The sequence below is a fragment of the Rhodococcus sp. 06-235-1A genome (assembly GCF_002258785.1).
Taxonomy (GTDB): Bacteria; Actinomycetota; Actinomycetes; order Mycobacteriales; family Mycobacteriaceae; genus Rhodococcoides.
Genome location: NZ_NOYI01000013.1, coordinates 211,322 through 234,065 on the forward strand (window position 1 = coordinate 211,322; position 22,744 = coordinate 234,065).

Consider the following 22,744-nt stretch of genomic DNA (forward strand, 5'->3'; position numbering starts at 1 on the left):
CACGGGTGAAGCTAGGCTCGGTGTATGAGCATGTACGACGATGTCGATCAGTACATCGGAGCCCGTCGGGTCACTGGCCTGACGGTATCGCCCGACTTCTCACGCGCTGTGATCGTGGTTGCTGCACTGGACGATTCGCGCACCGAGTATCGAACATCGTTGTGGGAGATCGATGTCGACGGTAGTTCGTCTGCCCGACGCCTCACCCACGGTGAGTGGGGTGAGAGTGCGCCGGTGTTCACCGCTTCCGGCGATCTGTTGTTCTCGCGCCGATCGAACAAGGACGATCCGGCCAGGCTGTGGGTTCTGCCTGCCGCAGGCGGCGAAGCCCGACTGCTCGAGACCCGATCCGCCGGTCTGAGCGACATCCGAACTGCCCGTTCCGGATACGGACTCGTCGGGTTCTCACCGGTGTTCGGCTCGTCGAGCACCGACGAGGACGACGATGCCCTGCGCGCCGAACGCACGGCGAACAAGGTGGACGCGATTCTGCACATGGGTGTTCCGGTGCGTTTCTGGGATCACGATCTGGGTCCGGCGACCCCACACCTGTTCATCGGATCGGCGGACGGTTCCATCGGACTGCGCGATCTCACGGCGAATGCGGCGGGAGCGTTGCACGAAGCGGCGTTCGATGTCAGTGCCGACGGTTCGTTCGTCGTGTCGACCTGGGCGCGCCGGCGATCTCGCCCGACGGCCGTGCGGTCGTGTTTGTCCGTGAATCGATCTCGACTCCCGAACGAGCACCACGAATGACCCTGCAGCAGTACGACTTCGACACAGCCTCCGTCACCGATCTCGCACCGGGCTGGGATCGGTGGCCGATCGACCCGGTATGGCTGCCGGACGGGTCGGGGGTACTGGTCACCGCGGATGACGACGGACGGTCACCCATTTTCGTCGTGCGCGACGGCGAGGAGCCGCGTCGGCTCACGAACACCGACGATGCGTACACCCACGTGCACGTGTCGCCGGACGGCAACAGAGTGGTGGCGCTCGCCGCCTCGTATCTGGCTGCACCGCATCCGGTGTCGATCGACGTGTCCGACGGTGCCACCACTGCATTCGAGACCGGCGTCGACCACAGCCCGTTGCCCGGAAGTCTCACCGAGATCGACACGATCGTCGCCGACGGGGCTCGGGTACGCGGGTGGCTGGCATTGCCGGAGGGTGCGTCCGAGACTGCACCCGCTCCGTTGCTGCTGTGGGTGCACGGTGGCCCGCTGAGCTCGTGGAACACGTGGTCGTGGCGATGGAATCCGTGGCTGATGGTCGCCCGTGGTTACGCGGTGTTGCTGCCCGATCCGGCGCTGTCCACCGGTTACGGCCAGGAGTTCGTCCAGCGAGGTTGGGGCGCGTGGGGCAAGGCCCCGTTCACCGACCTGATGGCGCTGACCGACGTTGCCGTCGCGCGTCCCGATATCGACGACACCCGTACCGCTGCCATGGGCGGGTCCTTCGGCGGGTACATGGCCAATTGGATCGCCGGTCACACCGATCGGTTCGACGCCGTCGTCACGCACGCGAGTCTGTGGGCGCTCGATCAGTTCGGACCGACCACGGATGCGCCGTGGTACTGGGCGCGGGAGATGTCGCCCGAGATGGCAGTCGAGAATTCTCCGCACCTGTTCGTGGCGGACATCGCGACGCCGATGCTGGTGATCCACGGCGACAAGGATTATCGCGTGCCGATCGGCGAGGGCCTGCGGCTGTGGTACGAGCTGCTCAGTGAGTCGGGTCTGCCCGCCGACGACGAGGGAAACACCGAACATCGTTTCCTCTACTTCCCGGCCGAGAACCACTGGATCCTCGGTCCTCAGCACGCCAAGGTCTGGTACGAGGTGGTGCTGGCATTTCTGGCGCAGCACGTGCTGGGCGAGAGCGCGTCGATGCCGCGAATCCTCGGCCACTAGAATCGACCGGTGACCAGTTCAGCACCAGAGCACTCAGAGAACCCTGCCGATTCGATCGACCTGCCCAAGAGCTGGGATCCCAGCGCGGTCGAGGCGGAGCTGTACCGGTCCTGGGTCGACGCCGGGTACTTCGAGGCCGACGCCACCAGCGACAAGCCGCCGTACTCCATCGTGCTGCCCCCGCCCAACGTCACCGGCAGCCTGCACATGGGCCACGCTCTCGACCACACGTTGATGGATGCGCTGAGCCGTCGCAAGCGGATGCTCGGGTTCGAGGTGCTGTGGTTGCCGGGTATGGATCACGCGGGCATCGCCACGCAGACCGTGGTGGAGAAGCAACTCGCTGCGGACGGAAAGACCAAGGAAGAGTTCGGCCGCGAGCTGTTCGTCGACAAGGTCTGGGACTGGAAGCGCGAATCCGGTGGAACCATCGGCGGGCAGATGCGACGCATCGGCGACGGAGTGGATTGGAGCCGCGAGCGTTTCACCATGGACGACGGGTTGTCCGAGGCCGTGCAGACCATGTTCAAGCGAATGTTCGACGACGGTTTGATCTACCGCGCCGAGCGGCTCGTCAACTGGTCTCCGGTGCTGCAGACCGCCATTTCCGACATCGAGGTCAAATTCGAGGACGTCGAGGGCGAACTCGTGTCGCTGCGATACGGCTCCCTCGACGACTCCGAACCGCACGTGATCGTGGCGACCACCCGAGTCGAAACGATGCTCGGCGACACCGCAGTGGCGGTGCATCCCGACGACGAGCGGTACAAGGCTCTCGTGGGCACCACCCTCGAACACCCGTTCACCGGCCGACGGATCCCGATCATCGCAGACGACTACGTCGATCCCGAATTCGGCACCGGCGCAGTGAAGATCACCCCGGCGCACGACCCCAACGACTTCGAGATGGGCGTGCGGCACTCATTGCCGATGCCCTCGATCATGGACAAGGCCGGCCGAATCGCCGATACCGGAACGCAATTCGACGGCATGGACCGGTTCGAGGCGCGAGTGAAGGTTCGTGAAGCGCTCGCCGAGCAGGGGCGCGTCGTCGCCGAGAAGCGCCCCTACCTGCACAGTGTCGGACACTCCGAGCGCAGCGGTGAGCCGATCGAGCCGCGCCTTTCGCTGCAGTGGTGGGTCAAGGTCGACACCCTGGCGAAGGCCGCCGGCGATGCAGTCCGCAACGGCGACACGGTGATTCACCCCAAGAGTCAGGAGCCGCGCTGGTTCGCCTGGGTCGACAACATGCACGACTGGTGCATCTCGCGTCAGCTGTGGTGGGGCCATCGGATTCCGATCTGGTACGGGCCCGACGGCGAGACCGTGTGCCTCGGCCCGGGGGAGAGCGCACCCGAGGGCTGGGAGCAGGATCCCGATGTCCTCGACACCTGGTTCTCGTCCGGCCTGTGGCCCTTCTCGACGATGGGGTGGCCGGAGGCCACGACCGATCTCGAGAAGTTCTATCCCACCGGCGTTCTCGTCACCGGGTACGACATCCTCTTCTTCTGGGTCGCCCGCATGATGATGTTCGGCACCTACGTCGGGGCCGACGACGCGATCACCGCGGGTAAGCAGGGGCCGCAGGTTCCGTTCCGAGATGTGTTTCTGCACGGCCTGATTCGTGACCAGTTCGGCAAGAAGATGTCGAAGTCGCGAGGCAACGGAATCGATCCTCTCGATTGGGTCGACCGGTTCGGTGCGGATGCACTGCGTTTCACGCTGGCACGTGGGGCAAACCCCGGTGCCGACATGTCGGTCGGCGAGGACCACGCGCAGTCCTCGCGCAACTTCGCCAACAAGCTGTTCAACGCAACGAAGTTCGCGCTGATGAACGGTGCGGCGCCGGCAGATCTGCCTTCGCGATCCGAGCTGACCGACGCCGACCGGTGGATCCTGGATCGGCTCGAACAGGTTCGAGCAGAGGTGGATTCGGCCTTCGACCGTTACGAGTTCAGCAAGGCATGTGAGGCGCTCTACCACTTCGCCTGGGACGAGGTCTGTGACTGGTACCTCGAGATCGCCAAGGTGCAGTTCGCCGACGAGGGCATTGCCGCAACCACCCGCGGAGTGCTGGGGAACGTGCTCGACGCCTTGCTGCGCCTGCTGCACCCGGTCATTCCGTTCGTCACCGAAACGCTGTGGAAGGTGCTCACCGGTGGTGAATCTCTGGTGATCGCGGCGTGGCCCGCGGCCGCCTCGGAGCCTGTCGATCCCGTTGCTGCACAGCGGATCGAGGACATGCAGCGACTGATCACCGAAGTCCGCCGATTCCGCAGTGATCAGGGACTCAAGCCCTCCCAGAAGGTTGCGGCCCGCATCGTCGGAGTGTCCGACGCCGATCTCGACGGCCAGATCTCGGCGGTCACCTCGCTGGCCCGGCTGACCGAGCCGGCCGAGGACTTCGCCGCGACGGCCTCGGTGGAGGTGCGCCTGAGCAAGGCGACCGTGGTCGTCGAACTCGATACCTCGGGCACCGTCGACCTGGTCGCCGAGCGCGCTCGGTTGGTCAAGGATCTCGCGGCCGCGGAGAAGGAACTGGCGCAGACCACCGGCAAGCTCGGCAACGAGGCCTTCCTAGCCAAGGCTCCCGATGCGGTGGTGGACAAGATCAGAACGCGACAGTCCATCGCACAGGAGGAAATTGCCCGGATCGCCGCGCGTATCGAATCGATGGGAACCTAAGTGACCGAACCGGACGACGCATTGCCGCCGCCACCGCCGAGCCCGGTCGATCTCGCGGAACTGGCGCTGGTCGAGGCCGAACTGGACAAGCGCTGGGGGGAAACGAAGATCGAGCCGTCGACGGCTCGCATCTCGGCGCTGATGGACCTCCTCGGCTCGCCGCAGAAGGCGTACCCGTCGATCCACGTCGCAGGCACCAACGGCAAGACCTCGGTGACTCGAATGATCGACGCGCTGCTCACAGCGTTCCATCGGCGCACGGGCCGCACCACCAGCCCGCACCTGCAGATGGCCACCGAGCGGATCAGCATCGACGGACGTCCCATCTCGCCGCGGCTCTACGTCGACACCTACAACGAGATCGCACCGTTCGTGGACATGATCGACGCGCAGTCCGAGGCTGCGGGCGGACCCCGAATGAGCAAGTTCGAGGTGGTCACGGCCATGGCGTTCGCGGCGTTCGCGGAGGCTCCCGTCGAGGTTGCCGTCATCGAGGTCGGGCTCGGCGGGCGTTGGGACGCCACCAACGTCGTCGACGGTGAGGTTGCCGTCATCACTCCGATCGGCCTCGATCACGTAGATTTCCTCGGCGACGATCTCGCCGGGATCGCGGGGGAGAAGGCCGGGATCATCAAGAAGGCACCGGAATCGCTCGTGCCGCGTGACACGGTCGCGATTCTGGCGCAGCAGAAGCCCGAGGTGTCCGAGGTGCTGCTGCGGGCAGCGGTGCAGGCGGACGCCGCAGTGGCGCGGGCGGGATCGGAATTCACCGTGCTCGGCAGGCAGATTGCCGTGGGCGGCCAGCAACTGGAGCTGCAGGGGCTCGGCGGGGTGTACACCGACGTCTTCCTTCCGTTGCACGGCGAGCATCAGGCGCACAATGCGTCCCTCGCACTCGCTGCGGTCGAGGCGTTCTTCGGTGCCGGGCCGGATCGCCAACTCGATCAGGACACCGTGCGCGCTGCGTTCGCCACGATCGTCAACCCCGGTCGACTCGAGCGGGTACGGAACGCGCCCACGGTCTTCCTGGATGCCGCGCACAACCCACACGGGGCAGCTGCGCTTGCAGCCGCACTCACCGACGAGTTCGACTTCCGCAAACTCGTCGGTGTCGTGAGTGTGATGGCGGACAAGGACGTCGGAGCCATTCTCGAGGCACTGGAACCGGTGTTCGACGACATCGTCGTCACCCACAACGGGTCGGCACGGGCGATGGACGTCGATGCGTTGGCCGACATCGCAGTGGCCAAATTCGGCGACGAACGCGTCGTGGTGGCATCGACCCTGCCCGACGCACTCGAGACGGCGATCGGGCTGGCCGAGGAAGTCGCCGAGCCGGGGGAGGCAGTCTCCGGTGCCGGAGTCGTGGTGACCGGATCCGTGGTGACCGTCGGCGCAGCTCGCACTCTGTTCGGAAAGGACCCCGCGTGAGCGAGGCAGAGTTCAGACCACCCACGACCGACCCGTGGAAGGGGTTCCGCGGTGTCGTGGCAGGCACGCTCGTGCTCGAGGCCATCGTGACCTTGCTCGCGCTACCGGTGGTGGCGACCCTCGGCGGAGGTGCGACCTGGTTCTCGACCACGTACATCGTGGCGCTGGCCGTCGTGATGATCCTCGCGGCAGGCAAGCAGGGCGAACCGTGGGCGATGAAACTCAACCTGATTCTGCAGCTGTTCGTGTTGGCAGGGGCAGTGTTCCACCTGTCGATCGGGGCCGTGGGCCTGATCTTCATCGCGGTCTGGCTGTATCTGCTGTACCTGCGTCGGGATATCACCGAGCGAATCCGGCGCGGGATGCTGCCGGGGCAACGCGACTGACTGCCTGGGCAACCCGTCGGCTTCGGCCATGCGCCGAGCGCGACCGGGCTCCGGTCCATTAGGGTCGTCGACGTGACCGACCGCACCCTTGTACTGATCAAGCCCGACGGAGTTGCCCGGCGTTACGTAGGAGAGATCCTCGGCCGCGTGGAGAAGAAGGGTCTGAGCATCGTCGCACTCGAGCTCAAGACCGTCTCCCGTGAATTGGCCTCGGCTCACTATGCGGAGCACGAGAGCAAACCGTTCTTCCCCGAACTCCTCGAGTTCATCACGTCCGGGCCGGTGGTGGCCGCAGTTCTCGAAGGCCCTCGCGCGATCGCCGCCTTCCGGCAGATCGCCGGAGGCACCGACCCCGTGGCCAAGGCCGTTCCCGGCACCATCCGAGGTGACCTCGCCCTCGATGGGCAGCAGAACCTGGTGCACGGGTCCGATTCCGTGGAGTCGGCCGAGCGCGAGATCGCACTCTGGTTCCCCGGCCTGGCCTGACCGCTCCACTTTTCGCCAGCACAGTCACGTTCGCGCGCAGCCACGCCGCATCCGCTCGGTACCGATCGGTGCGGCGTGGCGAGTACGCATCATCGCGTGTGGGATACTCGACCAAGATCGATTCCACAGCACGAGTACGTACAAGTTTCATGCTCCACCGAAGTCAAGGCTTCACCGAAGTTCGCTAGACCGGTGTCGTGGATTCGATCGGATGACTGTCGTCTATCCGCTGCCCGTCATCGCAGATGCTCGAACGAGAGACAGGCTCGTTCGCGTTCTTGCTTGATGATCAGGCGCTCGGATCGCCGAGACACCACCATCCAGCCAGGCACTGCACACGCTGTCGTCGACCACCGAGAACTACGAAGTGGTCATCGGCTCGGGTGCGGAGCGAGACCGAACAGCTGACGTCCAACCCGACGTGAGTACACAAGGATTGCCCTCGCGTGGCCGCGTCACACCCGAATTCGGATGAACGCGCCCGGGGGCCCGAGGAGACTACGTGGCCGATCAAAGCCCGCCCGAAGATGTACAGAACGAGAACGCAGGAGGTCCGGAGCGCGACGACGCGGTGCCGTCTGTGGAAACAGCCGCGGCGTCCTCGGCGCAACCCGACACCATCGAGCTGCCCACCAGGCTGCGCGTGCACGCTTTGGCCAAGATCCTGGGCGTCACCAGCAAGCAGTTGCTCGTCACCCTCGGTGAACTCGGCATCGAAGCACGCAGTGCTCAGTCGAGTCTGAGCCGCGACGTTGCGGAGTCCGTTCGCGATTCGGTCAATGCGCCTGCCGCGCCGACGACCGACACGTCGACCGCCGAGCAACCCGAGGCGATCGCAGTTCCTTCCGCAGAGGCACCATCGGCCGAGGCGTCGTGGTCCGAGCCGCAACTGTTCACCAGTGCGCCTGCCCAGAAGCCGGAGCCGGCCCAGCCCGCAGCAACGACCGAACAGTCCGCGGCAACGTCCGACCGGCCCACAGCGACGACGTTCGCCACCCCGCTGTTCCTACAGCCGGCTGCCGCCGAAGCCCCTGCGCCCGAGGCCGCCGAATCTCCTGCCGAGCCCCCGGCCCGTCGTCGTCGCAGCCGTAAGGCAGCGCCGAAGGACGACGTGGCGAACAGCGGCAGTGGTGAGTCCACAGCTTCGTCCGAGACAACGGCTACGTCCGAGACCACAGCCGCCGCTGCTGCCGACACGGACACACCTCGGGTCGACCAGTCCGAGATCTCCTCACCGGAGATCGACCGGTCCGCTGTCTCGGAGACCGACGGGTCGCCCGCGTCCGACAGCTCGGGTGACGACGACACCGACGATGATCAGTCCCAGCCACGGCGTCGTCGGCGAGGGCGTCGCGGCCGTGGTCGCGGACGCGGGGAACAGTCCTCGGACGAGAACTCGACCGACGACAATTCGGACGACGACTCCGCGAACGACAACGACATCGACGGCACCGATTCCAGCGATGCCGAGTCCTCCGACGGTGCCGACGCGGACTCGGACGAGTCGTCCGCAGGCGACGACCAGCAGTCGGGCTCGGGTAGGCGTTCGCGTCGGTCCCGCAGTCGCAACCGCACGTCGGACCGGCAGAACTCCGACTCGGACGACTCCTCGGACGACGCGCGCGGTGCGGATTCCTCGGCCGAGGACAGTGAAGACGACTCGGATTCGAGCGCCCAGGACAACGCGGACGACGCAGACAACGGCGGTTCGGACGGGGACGGCTCCAGCCGACGTCGTCGCCGCCGTCGCCGGCGCAAGACCGGGGCAGAAGCAGCGGCCGAGGGCGCATCGTCCGAGGACGATCCACCCAACACGGTCGTGCACGAGCGCGAGCCGCGGAACAAGAGCCGCGCCCCCCGAGACGAAGTCCAGGGCATCACCGGTTCGACGCGACTCGAGGCCAAGCGTCAGCGTCGCCGCGACGGGCGCGACGCCGGTCGTCGTCCGCCGATCCTGACCGAGTCCGAGTTCCTGGCCCGGCGCGAATCCGTCGACCGCGTCATGGTCGTGCGCGAGAAGGCCACACCGGATCACCCGTTGACCACGCAGGTTGCCGTGCTCGAAGACGGTGTTCTCGTCGAGCACTTCGTCACCAGCAGTGCCACCGCGTCGATGGTCGGCAACGTCTACCTGGGCCGCGTGCAGAACGTGCTGCCCAGCATGGAAGCAGCCTTCATCGACATCGGCCGTGGCCGCAACGGTGTGCTGTACGCAGGCGAGGTCAACTGGGACGCTGCGGGGTTGGGCGGAAACTCACGAAAGATCGAGCAGGCGCTCAAGCCGGGCGATCAGGTTCTCGTTCAGGTCAGCAAGGATCCGGTGGGGCACAAGGGTGCTCGCCTGACGACGCAGCTCTCGCTCGCAGGACGCTTCCTGGTCTACGTTCCCGGGGGAAGCTCGACCGGTATCAGCCGCAAGCTGCCCGACACCGAGCGCAAGCGTCTGAAGGAGATTCTGCGCGACATCGTGCCTCCCGAGGCGGGCGTCATCATCCGCACCGCAGCAGAGGGCGTCAGCGAAGAGGAACTCGCACGCGATGTCACTCGGTTGCAGGCGCAGTGGGCGAGCATCGAAGAGCGCTCGGCCAACGCCGAAACCGGCAAGGGTGTGCAACCGCAGACGCTCTACGAAGAGCCCGACATGCTCGTCAAGGTCATTCGTGACCTGTTCAACGAGGACTTCTCCAAGCTCGTCATCGAGGGCGACAAGGCATGGACGACGACGTCCAACTACGTCGAGACCGTGGCCCCGGACATGATGGAGCGGCTGCATCGTTACGAGGCAGACGGTAGTTCTGTCGACGTCTTCGCCGCGCATCGGATCGACGAGCAGCTGGCCAAGGCGCTCGATCGCAAGGTCTGGCTGCCCTCCGGCGGCACCCTGGTGATCGATCGCACCGAGGCCATGACCGTGGTGGACGTCAACACCGGCAAGTTCACCGGTTCGGGCGGCAACCTGGAAGAGACGGTCACCCGCAACAACATCGAGGCAGCCGAGGAAGTCGTTCGCCAGATGCGTCTGCGCGACATCGGCGGCATGATCGTCGTCGACTTCATCGACATGGTGCTCGAGTCCAACCGCGATCTGGTGCTGCGCCGACTCACCGAGTCGCTCGGCCGCGACCGCACCCGCCACCAGGTTTCCGAGGTGACCTCGCTCGGCCTGGTGCAGATGACCCGCAAGAAGCTCGGCACAGGGCTCGTGGAGGCGTTCTCCACCACGTGCGAGCACTGCCAGGGGCGTGGCATCGTGGTACATCCGTTCCCCGTCGACGCCAAGCCGGACACCGACGGCGGCCGCTCGAACTCGTCGCGCTCGGATTCGAGCAACACGACCAGCAGGCGTCGACGTGGCAAGGACAACAAGTCCGACGGCAACGACGGCAACGAGCGCACCTCGTCGAACGTCCATCCGGGAGCCACGGACTCGTCCGAGCACCCCGTGATCGATCCGTCGATCAAACGGGCGCATCCGGTGGCTCTGGCCATGGCGGCGCATCACGACGACGTGGTGGCCGACGTCAGCCCCGCTGACGTCGAGGCATCGACACCGACCGATACCCGTGACGGTGATGCGGTGGTGACCGTGGTCTCTGCCGACGACGTGGACGCTGCGGCCGCTGCGGTGGCCGACGTGGAGACGAACGTCACCGCCGACCAGGCCACCGAGACACAGGCCGCACCGACCTCCACCGAGACGTCGGCAACGGCGGACACGGTGGCACCGAAGGCTCGACGAGGACGCAGGGTGGCCCGTAAGGCTGCCGCGCCGGCAGGCGCGGCGCCCGACGCGGGCATGGTCATCGTGGTTCCTGCCGCGGACGACTCTGCCGGTGACGGGCCATCCGACCAGCCGGGTTCGGCATCAGACGAGGTGTCGACGCCACTGACTTCGGCGGCCGAGCAGCCCGTCGAGTCGGTGGAGGTGCCTGCGACACGTCCTCGCAGGAGGCGTGCGGCAGCGCGGCCGGCAGGGCCACCGGTCGACATCGACGCCTAGCAGTTCGGGCGGTTTGACCCTGGCCGTCTCTCTGCCGTAACCTTGATAAGTCGCTCCCGGTGACACCGTTCTGCTGTGCCGTAGTGGCCCAGTGGAAAGCAACGGGTTCTCGAGCGGGCCGAGATGATCATCATCCCGGCCGGCCGATAGGGAGCAAGCAAACACGTGACACCAGACCAGTCGTGTTGCCATGCGCAACGCGAGCAAGTTCGAAGAAGCAAGGGGTAGCCCTCCGATGGCAACGTACGCGATCGTCAAGACCGGCGGAAAGCAGTACAAGGTCGCTGTTGGTGACCTCGTCAAGGTCGAGAAGATCGAGGGAGCGCCCGGCACTGCTGTCTCGCTTGCTCCGGTCCTCGTCGTAGACGGATCCGACCTGACCACAGATGCAGACAAGCTGGCGAAGATCTCGGTCGCCGGTGAGATCGTCGAGCACACCAAGGGCCCGAAGATCCGCATCCACAAGTTCAAGAACAAGACCGGATACCACAAGCGTCAGGGACACAGGCAGAAGCTCACTGTCCTCAAGGTCACCGGCATCAAGTAACCAGGTCTCACCGGACCCGCGTTCTCTCAAGCTGATTCACCCCGAGGAGGGTATGCAACATGGCACATAAGAAGGGCGCATCAAGCTCCCGTAACGGTCGCGACTCGAATGCTCAGCGCCTCGGCGTCAAGCGTTTCGGCGGCCAGACCGTAGGCGCAGGCGAGATCCTGGTTCGTCAGCGCGGCACGCACTTCCACCCCGGCGTCAACGTCGGCCGTGGCGGCGACGACACCCTGTTCGCACTTGCGCCCGGCGCAGTCGAATTCGGTGCCAAGCGCGGACGCAAGACCGTGAACATCGTTCCGGTCACTGTAGAGGCCTAGTCCTTCTGCAGTTCGCGCTCACGATGGTCGGCACGGCAGGTATCTGCTCGAGCCCACCATCCACCGCGTACGTTCACAGCTCCCGATAGGGGCGGACCAGGGTCACGAGACCGGTCCGCCCCTATCGCGTTTTTCTCCCGCTTTTTCTTCCAGAAAGGATCGAAGACAGCTATGTCACGATTCATCGACCGCGTGGTGCTGCACGTCAGCGCCGGCAAAGGTGGCAACGGCTGCTCTTCGGTTCACCGCGAAAAGTTCAAGCCTCTCGGTGGCCCGGACGGTGGCAACGGAGGCCAGGGCGGCGGAGTCGTCTTCGTCGTCGACAGCAACGTTCACACTCTGCTCGACTTCCACTTCTCCAGCCACGCCAAGGCGGGCAACGGAACCCAGGGCATGGGTGGCAACCGAGAGGGTGCCAACGGAGAGGACCTGATCCTCAAGGTCCCCGACGGCACCGTCGTGCTCGACAAGAAGGGCAACGTGCTCGCCGACATGATCGGCGAGGGAACACGTTTCGACGCCGCTCCCGGCGGATGCGGTGGCCTCGGCAACGCGGCACTCGCGTCCAAGGCTCGGCGGGCACCCGGTTTCGCTCTGCTGGGCGAAGAGGGCATCGAGCGCGAACTCGTGCTCGAACTCAAGTCCGTCGCCGATGTCGGTCTCGTCGGATTCCCGTCGGCCGGAAAGTCGTCGTTGGTCTCGGTGCTGTCCGCGGCGAAGCCGAAGATTGCCGACTATCCCTTCACCACTTTGGTGCCCAACCTCGGCGTCGTCTCCAGCGGCGACACCACGTTCACCGTCGCGGACGTGCCCGGGTTGATCCCTGGGGCAAGTCAGGGTCGAGGTCTCGGTCTCGACTTCCTGCGGCACCTCGAACGGTGCGCCGTGCTGGCTCACGTAGTCGATTGCGCGACACTGGATCCGGGTCGAGATCCCATTTCCGACGTCGATGCGCTGGAAGCCGAATTGGCCGCGTACAAGCCCGCCCTGTCCGGTGATGCCAGCCTCGGCGATCTTGCCGACCGCCCCCGCATCGTGGTGTTGAACAAGGCCGACATTCCCGAGGGTGCCGAACTCGCCGAGATGGTCACCGCCGAGTTCGAGTCGCGTGGCTGGCCCGTGTTCACCATCTCCGCGGTGACGCGCGCCGGTCTCAAGCCCTTGACGTTCGCACTCGCGAAGCTCGTCGAGGACTACCGCACTGCGCACCCGGCCCCCGAGCCGCGGCGTCAGGTGCTGCGTCCGGTCGCCAAGAACGACGACAGCTTCAAGGTCGTGAAGGATCCGGACATCCCGGACGGCTTCATCGTTCGCGGTACCCGACCGGAGCGGTGGGTACGCCAGACGCAGTTCACCAACGACGAGGCCGTGGGCTACCTCGCCGACCGTCTCGCGCGGCTCGGTGTCGAGGATGCACTGATCAAGGCCGGCGCGCAGCCCGGTGCTTCGGTCACCATCGGCGACGTGTCGTTCGATTGGGAACCGCAGACTCCGGCCGGTGTCGAGATCACGATGACGGGCCGTGGCACCGATGCCCGACTCGATCAGGTCGAGCGCATCGGCGCATCCGAACGTAAGCATGCCCGCCAGGTTCGTCGCGGGCTCGATACCGAACAGGAGTAGCCGTGGTGTCGGCGCGTGAATTCGATTCGCCCGTAACGGCTTTCACCGATACCCGTCGCACGATTGCCGACGCCAAGCGCATCGTGGTCAAGATCGGCTCGTCGGCGCTCACCAGTCTCGACACCGGTCTCGATCTGGGTCGACTCGACCTGCTCGCAGACGCCATCGAGTCTCGGATGCGTAGTGGAACCGATGTGGTCGTCGTATCGTCCGGCGCGATCGGTGCAGGCATGGCCCCATTGGGTCTGGCCCGACGGCCACGCGATCTGGCAACCAAGCAGGCTGCGGCGAGCGTCGGACAGCTCGCCCTGGTCAATGCGTGGAGTTCGTCGTTCCATCGGTACGGACGGACCGTGGGACAGGTGCTGTTGACGGCCGAGGACATCGCGCGTCGAACAAACCATCGCAACGCGCAGCGCACGTTGGATCGCCTGCGCTCGCTCGGTGCCGTTGCCATCGTCAACGAGAACGACACGGTCGCCACCGCGGAGATCCGGTTCGGCGACAACGACCGTCTCGCCGCTCTGGTGGCCCACCTCGTCGGCGCGGACGCACTGTTCCTGCTCTCGGATGTCGACGGGTTGTACGACGGTGATCCTCGCAAGGGCGGGGCAACGTTGATTCCCGAGGTGACCAGTCCCGAGGACCTCGACGGCGTCGTCGCCGGTTCGGGGGGCGCTCTCGGCACCGGAGGAATGGCGTCCAAGTTGTCCGCTGCGCGCCTCGCAGCCGACGCCGGTGTTCCGGTGTTGCTGGCTGCCGCATCCGACGCTGCCCAGGCGCTGACGACGTCCGAGGTGGGAACCGCGTTCGCGGCCCGGCCGACGCGGTTGTCCGCTCGGAAGTTCTGGGTCCGGCACGCCGCCGATGCGGCCGGGGAACTCCACCTCGATGCCGGGGCAGTGCGAGCGGTCGTGGAACGGCGACGATCATTGTTGTCCGCGGGCATCACGTCGGTGACGGGGTCCTTTCACGGCGGAGACGTCGTCTCGCTCGTCGACCACGACGGCGCGTTGGTCGCCCGCGGGGTCGTCGCGTACGACTCCGGCGAGCTTGCCGGGATGCTGGGGCGGTCGACGGGGGAGCTCGCCGCAGAGCTACAGCGCCCGGTGGTTCATGCCGACGACCTGGTCCCTGCCTGATCGAGGGTGTCGGCCAGCGTGGTCGCTGTCTCCGAACAACCGGAGTGCAGTGTGAGAGTGGCGAATTCGTCGCCGCGGGTGGCGCCGCGATTGACGATGACGATGGGCTTTCCGGTCTTGGCCGCGTGCCTGACGAAGCGCAGGCCGGACATCACCGTCAGCGAGGAGCCGAGCACCAGAAGTGCGTCGCTTCGGTCGACGAGGTCGTAGGCCTCGGCCACGCGCGGCTTGGGCACGCTTTCACCGAAATAGACGATGTCGGGTTTGAGTATGCCGGAACATGTTTCGCAGTCGACCATGCGAAAATGCGCGGTCGACGAGATGATGGCATCGGCATCGGGTGCGATCTCGACGCCCTCCGCGGGTGCAACCGACTCGAGGAAGCCGGGATTGGCACGGTCGAGTCGCCGGGCCAACTCGAACCGCGAGATCAGCCGCTCACACTTCAGGCAGCGAACCCGGGCGTAGACGCCGTGCAGGTCGATGACGTTCCGGCTGCCCGCCTTGGTGTGCAGCATGTCCACGTTCTGGGTGATGATTCCGGTGACGACACCAGCACGTTCGAGCCTGGCCAGCGCTCGATGTCCGTCGTTGGGCACCGCCGCATCCATGTGCCGCCATCCGACATGATTGCGGGCCCAGTAGTGGCGTCGGAACTCCGCGTCACCGATGAACTGCTGGAACGTCATCGGGTTGCGGGGCGGTGACTGCGGGCCACGGTAATCGGGAATGCCTGAGTCCGTGGACATGCCCGCGCCGCTGACGACGGTGACGGTCTTTCCGTCGAGCAGCGCGACGAGTTGCCCGTACGTTGTGACGGACGCGGTGGGTGCATTCACTTCGTCCAGGGTAGCGACCGATCGGGGTACGGGCTACCGACGCACACGGCCCGCACGGACGCGTGAGCGTCGGTGCGGGCCGTGGGAAAGTGCGGTGTTACGCGGGTACCTCGACGAGGGGGTACACGCCGTTCTCGTCGTGCGTCTCGTTGCCGACGACGGGAGGATTGAACACACAGAGCATGCGCATCTGGGTACGCGGTTCGACCGTGTGGCGCTCGTGTCCGTTGAGCAGGTACATCGATCCCGCTCCGAGCTCGTAGGTCTCGCCGGTCTCGCGGTCGGTGAGCGTTCCCTCGCCCTCGATCAGCCAGACGGCCTCGACGTGGTTGGCGTAGTGGAAGTTGTTCACCGTGCCGGCCTGGATCGTGGTCTCGTGGAACGAGAACCCGACCTTGTCGCCGCCGAGGATGATCCTCTTGCTGCGCCAGTTGCCGTCTTCACTCGAGATGTCGCGGTCGGTTCCGGTGATCTCCTGCGTGGTGCGAACGATCATACGATGTCCTCCTTCGATATCTGTGCGTGCGAACGGGTCTCTAGGAGAGCACTTTCGCGACAGCACTTTCGATGATGTCCAGGCCGCGATCGAGTTCCTCGATCGTCGTGGTCAACGGGGGAAGTAGCTTGACGACCTCGTCCTTCGGTCCTGCGGTCTCGACGAGCAAGCGCTCGTCGTAGCACAGCTGAGAAACCTTGCCTGCCAACTCGGCGTCGTCGAAGACCAGGGCCTGAACCATGCCGCGACCGCGGGTCGAGATGCCGTCGAACTTGGCGCAGAGCTTGATGAAGCGATCCTGGATGTGCTCACCCTTGGCGAGGGTTTCCTTCTCGAACGTGTCGTCGGACCAGTAGTGGTCGATAGCTGCCTTCGCTGTGACGAACGAGGGGTTGAAACCGCGGAAGGTGCCGTTGTGCTCACCCGGCGACCAGACGTCCAGCTCGGGCTTGAACAGCGTCAGCGCCAGCGGCATGCCGTAGCCGCCGATGGACTTCGACAGTGTGACGATGTCGGGGGTGATGCCGGCTTCCTCGAACGAGAAGAACTGGCCGGTGCGTCCGCAGCCCATCTGGACGTCGTCGACGATCAGCAGGATTTCGCGACGCGAGCACAGCTCGGCCAGCGCACGCAGCCATTCCGGACGCGCGACGTTGATGCCGCCCTCACCCTGGATGGTCTCCACGATCACTGCGGCCGGCCGATTGAAACCGCTGCCCGAGTCGTCGAGAACGCGCTCGAACCACTGGAAATCCTCGGTGACGCCGCCGAAGTAGTTGTCGTACGGCATCGGGGTGGTGTGCACCAACGGGATTCCGGCGCCAGCTCGCTTCATCGAGTTGCCGGTGACCGACAGCGCGCCGAGTGTCATGCCGTGGAAAGCGTTGGTGAAGTTGATGATTGCCTCGCGGCCGGTGACCTTGCGGGCCAACTTCAGTGCTGCTTCGACGGTATTGGTACCCGTCGGTCCCGGGAACTGAACCTTGTAGTCCAAGCCGCGCGGGTCGAGGATGTTCTTCTTGAACGACTCGAGGAACTCACGCTTGGCAACGGTGGACATGTCCAAACCGTGGGTGATTCCGTCGCTGGTGATGTAGTCCACCAATGCGCTCTTGATCATGTCGTTGTTGTGGCCGTAGTTGAGTGCGCCTGCTCCACCGAAGAAATCGAGGTAGTCGTTGCCGTCCTCATCGGTGATGACCGAGTTCTTCGCGGTGGTGAACACGGCGGGCCACTGGCGGCTGTAGCTCCGCACACCGGACTCGACGGTCTCGAATACATCGGGCTTCTCTGTTGTCACGGTGTTCTTTTCGGTCATGTTCTGCTTGTTCCTTTCGTAATTCCGCGACGCGTCGGGGCCTACGGTGTAGAGCTCCTCGGCTTCGTGGCTATCAGGGAAATCGTTGGGCGCGAACAAATCCGACCTGACGATGTCGGTGCCTCGCTTGCGTGCGAGGCTCGTGAAGGTTGCGATGGACGCTTCGTTGTCCGGGCTGATCGTCGTTTCCAGATGCGTGATGCCCTGTGGCTCGAGGCGGTCGAGCAGCTCCATCAGCATGCGACCGGCAAGTCCCTTGCCACGCTGGTCCGCATCCACGGCGACCTGCCACACGAACAGTGTGCGCGGGGCGTCCTGGCGGATGTATCCGGTGACGAAACCGACTGCGCGGCCGTCGATATCGGATACGACAGTGGTGGCCGCGAAATCACGGCACCACAACACGTACGAGTAGCTGGAATTGAGATCCAGAACTCGCGAATCTCTTGCGATCTCCCAGAGCCGGACTCCGTCGGAGATCTGTGGCTTACGAAACTTCACTGCGTCCGGCGCAGTGAGCGGGGTACCTCTCAGCAATGCGGGCTTCATAGGAAATACAAACGTAACAACGTTGCCGAGGCATATCGACTGCTCCGGGAAATCGACCCCGGAATCGGACATGCTTCCCCAGGTTAACCACTGAATGTGATGGTGCTCACACGATCGGTGCCCGGCAGGCGTTACCCAGAAATGCGCGGTATAAACCCCAGTTTGCCGAAAATCTCTACTTCGGTGTCGCGAGGGCGAACGGCAACACCGCCGAAGCGCCTGCCGACCTCAGAGCAGACGTGGCGCAGGTGAACGTCCACCCCGTGTCGGTGACCAGATCGATCAACAGAACCGGGCCCGTCACGGACGATACGTCCGGAACGTCCCACGAGTCCACCAGCCCGGCGACCCGAAACGCCGAATTGGCGGCCGATACCGGTGGATGACCAGCCCTGACCTGCATGACCCCGAGATCCTGCAATTTGCCGACCGATGCCAATCGCGCGGCAATCGACCGCACCAGGAGCGGGTGGGTAGGGGAGTCGAGAGCCAGAACGGCAGTGGGCCGCTGCTTCCATTCCCAGTTGGCGAGCACGGTGATGCAAGCCTTCTCCAGCGCGTCCGTGGCCGGAGCGTCGGGCGCATCGAGCAGGGCGCGCAGGCGGCTGCCCCAGCCCAGGTCGGTGAGTCGACCCAGCACGCGCCCGGGTTCGTGTGGGTCGGTGATCTTGCCCGAGAGCGAGACACCCAGCTTCTTCATGCCGCTCGGCCACTGCTTTCTGGGCTGCAGGTCGATGCCCGGCCTATCCAGACGTGCCCTCGCCGAGTCGACCGAGGCCGCATCCACCGATGCCGACAGGTGCTCGCCCGTGCAGTTGTCGCACCGGCCGCATCGGTCGGACTCGCTACCGGGTGCGCCGAGATCCGGGTCGTCGAGTTGTCTCCGCAGGAACTCCATCCGGCAGCCGTCGGTGCCCTGGTAGTCGATCATCGCCTGCTGTTCGCGGTCCCTGGCCTGTTCGAGACGCTCGTAGCGGGCCGCGTCGTACGTCCATTGCTCCCCGGTGGCCATCCAACCGCCACGGACGCGTCTGACCGCGCCGTCGACGTCGAGAACCTTCAGCACCATCTCGAGCCTGCTGCGACCCAGCTCGACCAGGGGCTCCAGCGCCTGCGTCGACTGGGCCTTGTCGGTGTTCAAGGCATCGATGACCTGCCGCACCAGATGCTCGCGGGGGAATGCGACCGAGGCGAAGTAGCTCCAGATCTGCCGATCCTCGTGACCGGGAAGCAACACGACATCGGCTCGCTCGGTAGCGCGCCCGGCACGGCCGACCTGCTGGTAGTACGAGATCGGAGACGACGGGGCCCCCATGTGCACGACGAAGCCGAGATCGGGCTTGTCGAAGCCCATGCCCAGTGCGGACGTGGCGACCAGGGCCTTGACTCGGTTGGCCAGCAGGTCACCCTCGAGCGATTCGCGCTCGGTCGGGTCCGTCTGACCGGTGTACGACGCGACGACGTGGCCCTGGTCGGTGAGCAGCGCCGCGAGGTCCTTCGCCGCCGAGACAGTCAGTGTGTAGATGATTCCCGAACCGGGCAAGGTCTTCAGGTGGTCGCCGAGCCACGCCGCCCGTTCGGTGGCGTTGTCGATTTTCACCACTGCCATGCGCAGTGAGTCACGGGCGAGCCCGCCCCGCAGTACGAGCGTGTCACCACCGCCGACACCCAGCTGCGCGGCGACGTCGTCCACCACTCGGTCGTTGGCCGTTGCAGTGGTAGCGAGTACGGGGATACCGTCGCGCAGCTCGGCGATCAGGGTGCGGATGCGTCGATAGTCCGGCCTGAAATCGTGACCCCAGTCCGAGACGCAGTGCGCCTCGTCGACCACGACGAGGCCGGCGTCTCCGGCCAGGGACGGCAGCACCTGATCGCGGAAGTCGGGGTTGTTCAATCGCTCGGGACTGACCAGCAACACGTCGAGCTCACCGGAGTCGACCTGCTGGTGAATGTCGTCCCATTCGGTCATGTTTCCGGAGTTGATGGTGGCCGCACGGACGCCCGCTCGCTCGGCGGAGGCAACCTGGTTACGCATCAGTGCCAACAGGGGAGAGACGATCACTGTCGGACCGAGGCCCTGCGCGCGCAACAGCTTCGCGGCGATGAAGTAGACGGCCGACTTGCCCCAGCCGGTCCTTTGCACCACCAGCGCCCGCCGCCGGTGCACGACGAGGGCCTCGATTGCCGTCCACTGGTCTTCCCGCAGCACCGCGTCGGGGCCAGCGAGTTCGCGCAACAACTCCTCGGCGCTCTCGCGCAAGTTCCCGGTCGTGGGCTCCGTGGTCGCTGTCATAGGCTCCATCGTGCAGCAAGCATCCGACAACAAACGCGGCCCGGTCGGAAACGGTCGGACCGTGCAGCCCGAGAGGACAACGGTGGTCGATCCCGATTCCGATTCGATGCCGGCCGACCAGGGACCCCTGCATCGTCGGTTCTGGGCTCTGGCAGTGGTGTTCACCGGCGGAGTGGCGGGTACAGCAGTCCGTTACGTGATCGAGGAGCAACTGCCGCACTCGGCATCGCAGTGGCCGACGGCAACCTTCGGGATCAACATCGCCGGTGCATTCGTGCTGGGCCTTCTACTCGAGTCGCTGGTTCGTGGCGGGCCCGATGCCGGAGTTCGGCGCAGGCTGCGGTTGCTGGGAGGTACGGGGTTCTGCGGTGCGTTCACCACGTACAGCACGTTCGCCCTCGAGACAGTGGAAGGGTTCCGGGGTGGGTTCACCGTGCTGGCAGTGACCTACGCAGTGGTCAGCGTGATTCTCGGAATACTTGCGGCCTGGGCGGGAATCGTACTGGCAGGCAAGGTGGTTCGATGATCGCGCTGTGGATTTCGTTGGCCGGCGGGTTGGGTGCGGTGGTTCGCTTCTTCGTCGATGCGGAAGTGAAGACACGTCTCGTGGCACGAACGAGCTTTCCCTGGGCGACGGTCGGCATCAACGTGTCCGGGTCTTTCCTGCTGGGTTTGCTGGCCGGGTGGGTGACGTTCCGCGCCGGCTCGACCGACGTCCAAGCCGTCATCGGCACCGGTTTCTGCGGCGGGTACACCACGTTCAGCACGGCGAGCATCGAGACAGTCCGGTTGCTACAGCAAGGGCGTCGACGAGATGCCGCCGTCAACGCGATCGTGTCTCTGCTTGCGTCCGTACTCGCGTGCGGCGGCGGCCTCGCTCTCGCGTCGATGTGAGGTCGGAAACCACGATGGTTCGTCCCGCGGGCTCCACTCACGCCTGACTGACGCGCACCATGTTCCCGGCGGGATCGCGGAATGCCGCGTCGCGCGCTCCCCACGGCTGACTGGTCGGTTCCTGCAGAATTTCGGCGGTGCCCGCCGCCCGGATCCTCTCGAACGCGCCGTCGAGGTCATCGGCGCGGAACAGCAGGCCCGGCAGTTCACCCTTGGCGAGCAGGGCGGCGATCTGATCACCGAGTTCCTGCGAGCGGCCCGCATGCGGCTGCGACAACACGATCTCGATTTCGGGTTGATCGTTGGGGGACAACGTGATCCAGCGAAAGCCGTCGTTGGCGACCTCGCTCTTCACCTCGAGTCCGAGGGCGTCGCGATAGAAGGCCAGAGAGGCATCGGGATCGTCGGTGTAGACGTGTACGTGGCTCAGTGAAAGTGTCATGAGCAAAGGCTAGGACGCCCCGGCCGTCGTCGCTTCTCTGATTCTGCTCGGTTCGGAGACGGTGACAGCATCGGTGCCGCGCAACGGCCGACCCAGCACCATGGCCCTGCAACTCGGCACCGCCCGGCTCTCGCTGTGATCGCGGGCGCGGTACGCGCTGGGTGTCTCTCCGACGATCTCGGTGAACCGGGAGCTGAAGGATCCGAGGCTGGTGCAGCCGACTGCGAAACACGCCTCGGTGACGCTGACATCTCCACGGCGCAGCAGGGCCTTGGCGCGCTCGATTCGGCGGGTCATCAGATGTGCGTACGGCGTCTCACCGTAGGCCTCGCGGAAACGGCGACTGAAATGCGCTGTGGACATGAGTGCCGTCCGAGCGAGGGTCGGCACGTCGAGAGGTTCGGCGAATTCTCGATCCATCCGATCCCGTGCGCGACGCAGCAGTCTCAGTTCGTTCAAGTCAGGAGCATTCATCGAGCGGCCGCATCGCGGAGTGTGTCGATCTCGACTCGGGTCCCCGAGGAAGTGCTCGCCCCGGGCCTCGTGGCTGCGAAGGAGCCTGCAGCGGTTGCCCATTCGATCGCCGAGCGTGGACCGGAAGGCCAGGATGCAGCCAGAGCCCCGGCGAACGCATCCCCTGCGCCGGTGGTGTCGACGGCCTCGATCCGCGGTGCCGACACCTCGAACGATTCCGACCCGCGGTACCTGGCACCCCGCTCGCCGAGTGTGGTGACCACGTGTTCCACCTCGTGTGCTCGGTGTCCGATGCGAGCTTCCTCGGCTTCGTTGACCACCAGTACGTCGGTGTTCGCCACCAGGGCGTCGGGCAGGTCCTGTACCGGTGACGGATTGAGCATCGTGGTGACGCCATGCGATCGGGCGTACCGGAATGCCGCCACCACCGTGTCGAGCGGAATCTCCAACTGGCACAGCAGAATATCGGCGTTCGCAATGATGGCTCGATCGTCGTCTTCGAGCTCGCGGACGCCACCGTTCGCCCCGGGGACGACGACGATGCTGTTCTCGGCACGGTCGTCGACGGTGATAGTTGCGATGCCACTCGAACCGGCCGCAGTGCGAAGTGCGCTGTCGTCGACGCCTGCGCTCGACAGGGTATGTCGCAATGTTTCCCCGAATTCGTCGTCTCCGACCGCTCCTATGAAGGCGACCGGCGATCCGGATTTGGCGGCAGCGATGGCCTGATTGGCACCCTTGCCGCCCGGGGCGGTGGTGAAGGACGTTCCCAACACGGTTTCGCCCGGAACGGGCAGCGATGGCGTCCGGGTGATCAGATCCATGTTGATACTGCCGAGCACGACGATACGAGGGTTCGAGGCGGACACGAACGAACTGTATCGCTCGGACGCTGCACCCGCC

18 protein-coding genes and 2 pseudogenes are annotated in these 22,744 nt (G+C 65.4%); 12 read left to right on the top strand and 8 right to left on the bottom strand.

The genetic code is table 11. The features are described 5' to 3' along the window. Positions 1–24: 24 nt before the first annotated feature. The 10 genes and pseudogenes from CH275_RS14060 (at position 25) to proB (ending at position 14,536) form a co-directional block, all read left to right on the top strand. Positions 25–1,913: pseudogene (locus CH275_RS14060) on the top strand (prolyl oligopeptidase family serine peptidase). 9 nt (positions 1,914–1,922) lie between these two features. Beyond that, positions 1,923–4,598 (top strand): valine--tRNA ligase, encoded by a 2,676-nt coding sequence (locus CH275_RS14065; protein ID WP_094678968.1) that lies wholly within the window; start codon positions 1,923–1,925, stop codon positions 4,596–4,598. Beyond that, on the top strand, positions 4,599–6,029 hold the full coding sequence (gene folC / locus CH275_RS14070; protein WP_094678969.1) for a bifunctional tetrahydrofolate synthase/dihydrofolate synthase: 1,431 nt from the start codon (positions 4,599–4,601) through the stop codon (positions 6,027–6,029). After that, on the top strand, positions 6,026–6,415 hold the full coding sequence (locus CH275_RS14075; RefSeq protein WP_094678970.1) for a DUF4233 domain-containing protein: 390 nt from the start codon (positions 6,026–6,028) through the stop codon (positions 6,413–6,415). The genes folC and CH275_RS14075 overlap by 4 nt, the downstream gene beginning before the upstream one ends. 72 nt (positions 6,416–6,487) lie before the next feature. Next, positions 6,488–6,901 carry a nucleoside-diphosphate kinase gene (ndk, locus tag CH275_RS14080; protein ID WP_032394582.1) on the top strand — a complete coding sequence of 138 codons (414 nt, stop codon included), beginning with the start codon at positions 6,488–6,490 and terminating at the stop codon, positions 6,899–6,901. Positions 6,902–7,403: 502 nt separating this feature from the next. Continuing rightward, on the top strand, positions 7,404–10,901 hold the full coding sequence (locus tag CH275_RS14085) for a translation initiation factor IF-2 N-terminal domain-containing protein (protein ID WP_094678971.1): 3,498 nt from the start codon (positions 7,404–7,406) through the stop codon (positions 10,899–10,901). 235 nt (positions 10,902–11,136) lie between these two features. Next, positions 11,137–11,448 (top strand): 50S ribosomal protein L21, encoded by a 312-nt coding sequence (gene rplU, locus CH275_RS14090; RefSeq protein ID WP_032394581.1) that lies wholly within the window; start codon positions 11,137–11,139, stop codon positions 11,446–11,448. Between the two features lie 59 nt (positions 11,449–11,507). After that, positions 11,508–11,771, top strand: a complete 264-nt coding sequence (rpmA, locus tag CH275_RS14095) for a 50S ribosomal protein L27 (protein ID WP_027497554.1) — start codon at positions 11,508–11,510, stop codon at positions 11,769–11,771. A 171-nt stretch (positions 11,772–11,942) separates the two neighbouring features. Further along, positions 11,943–13,394, top strand: a complete 1,452-nt coding sequence (gene obgE, locus CH275_RS14100; RefSeq protein ID WP_094678972.1) for a GTPase ObgE — start codon at positions 11,943–11,945, stop codon at positions 13,392–13,394. Between the two features lie 2 nt (positions 13,395–13,396). Further along, positions 13,397–14,536, top strand: coding sequence for a glutamate 5-kinase (gene proB, locus CH275_RS14105; protein ID WP_373453708.1), 1,140 nt, complete (start codon positions 13,397–13,399; stop codon positions 14,534–14,536). Here the strand turns inward: proB and CH275_RS14110 are convergent. The 5 genes and pseudogenes from CH275_RS14110 to CH275_RS14125 form a co-directional block, all read right to left on the bottom strand. Beyond that, positions 14,509–15,327 carry a Sir2 family NAD-dependent protein deacetylase gene (locus CH275_RS14110; RefSeq protein ID WP_373453712.1) on the bottom strand — a complete coding sequence of 273 codons (819 nt, stop codon included), beginning with the start codon at positions 15,325–15,327 and terminating at the stop codon, positions 14,509–14,511. The two genes, proB and CH275_RS14110, sit on opposite strands and share 28 nt — an antisense overlap. 145 nt (positions 15,328–15,472) lie before the next feature. Next, positions 15,473–15,871: an ectoine synthase gene (locus tag CH275_RS14115; RefSeq protein ID WP_032379201.1), complete on the bottom strand. Its 399-nt coding sequence runs from the start codon at positions 15,869–15,871 to the stop codon at positions 15,473–15,475. A gap of 40 nt (positions 15,872–15,911) precedes the next feature. Further along, positions 15,912–17,171, bottom strand: a complete 1,260-nt coding sequence (gene ectB, locus CH275_RS14120) for a diaminobutyrate--2-oxoglutarate transaminase (protein ID WP_373453713.1) — start codon at positions 17,169–17,171, stop codon at positions 15,912–15,914. Between the two features lie 66 nt (positions 17,172–17,237). Then, a pseudogene (gene ectA, locus CH275_RS30000) lies at positions 17,238–17,810 on the bottom strand (diaminobutyrate acetyltransferase); the annotation flags it as partial. A 103-nt stretch (positions 17,811–17,913) separates the two neighbouring features. Next, complete coding sequence (locus CH275_RS14125; RefSeq protein WP_094679266.1) at positions 17,914–20,031, bottom strand: RecQ family ATP-dependent DNA helicase; 2,118 nt, start codon at positions 20,029–20,031, stop codon at positions 17,914–17,916. Between the two features lie 106 nt (positions 20,032–20,137). Between CH275_RS14125 and CH275_RS14130 the strand changes: the two genes are divergently transcribed. Beyond that, the gene (locus CH275_RS14130) at positions 20,138–20,557 is read left to right on the top strand and encodes a fluoride efflux transporter FluC (RefSeq protein ID WP_094679267.1); all 420 of its coding nucleotides are present in this window, start codon (positions 20,138–20,140) and stop codon (positions 20,555–20,557) included. Next, a complete protein-coding gene (gene crcB / locus CH275_RS14135; protein WP_094678974.1) occupies positions 20,554–20,925 on the top strand; it encodes a fluoride efflux transporter CrcB in 372 nt (123 codons plus the stop codon). The genes CH275_RS14130 and crcB overlap by 4 nt, the downstream gene beginning before the upstream one ends. A gap of 37 nt (positions 20,926–20,962) precedes the next feature. Here crcB and CH275_RS14140 read toward each other — a convergent pair whose 3' ends face one another. The 3 genes from CH275_RS14140 to CH275_RS14150 are packed head-to-tail and all read right to left on the bottom strand — an operon-like array spanning position 20,963 to position 22,710. Then, entirely contained in the window at positions 20,963–21,367 is a 405-nt protein-coding gene (locus CH275_RS14140) for a VOC family protein (protein ID WP_094678975.1), read from the bottom strand. Between the two features lie 9 nt (positions 21,368–21,376). Beyond that, positions 21,377–21,841: a helix-turn-helix transcriptional regulator gene (locus CH275_RS14145; RefSeq protein WP_094678976.1), complete on the bottom strand. Its 465-nt coding sequence runs from the start codon at positions 21,839–21,841 to the stop codon at positions 21,377–21,379. Then, positions 21,838–22,710 (bottom strand): ribokinase, encoded by an 873-nt coding sequence (locus CH275_RS14150; protein ID WP_094679268.1) that lies wholly within the window; start codon positions 22,708–22,710, stop codon positions 21,838–21,840. The genes CH275_RS14145 and CH275_RS14150 overlap by 4 nt, the downstream gene beginning before the upstream one ends. Positions 22,711–22,744: the final 34 nt, after the last annotated feature.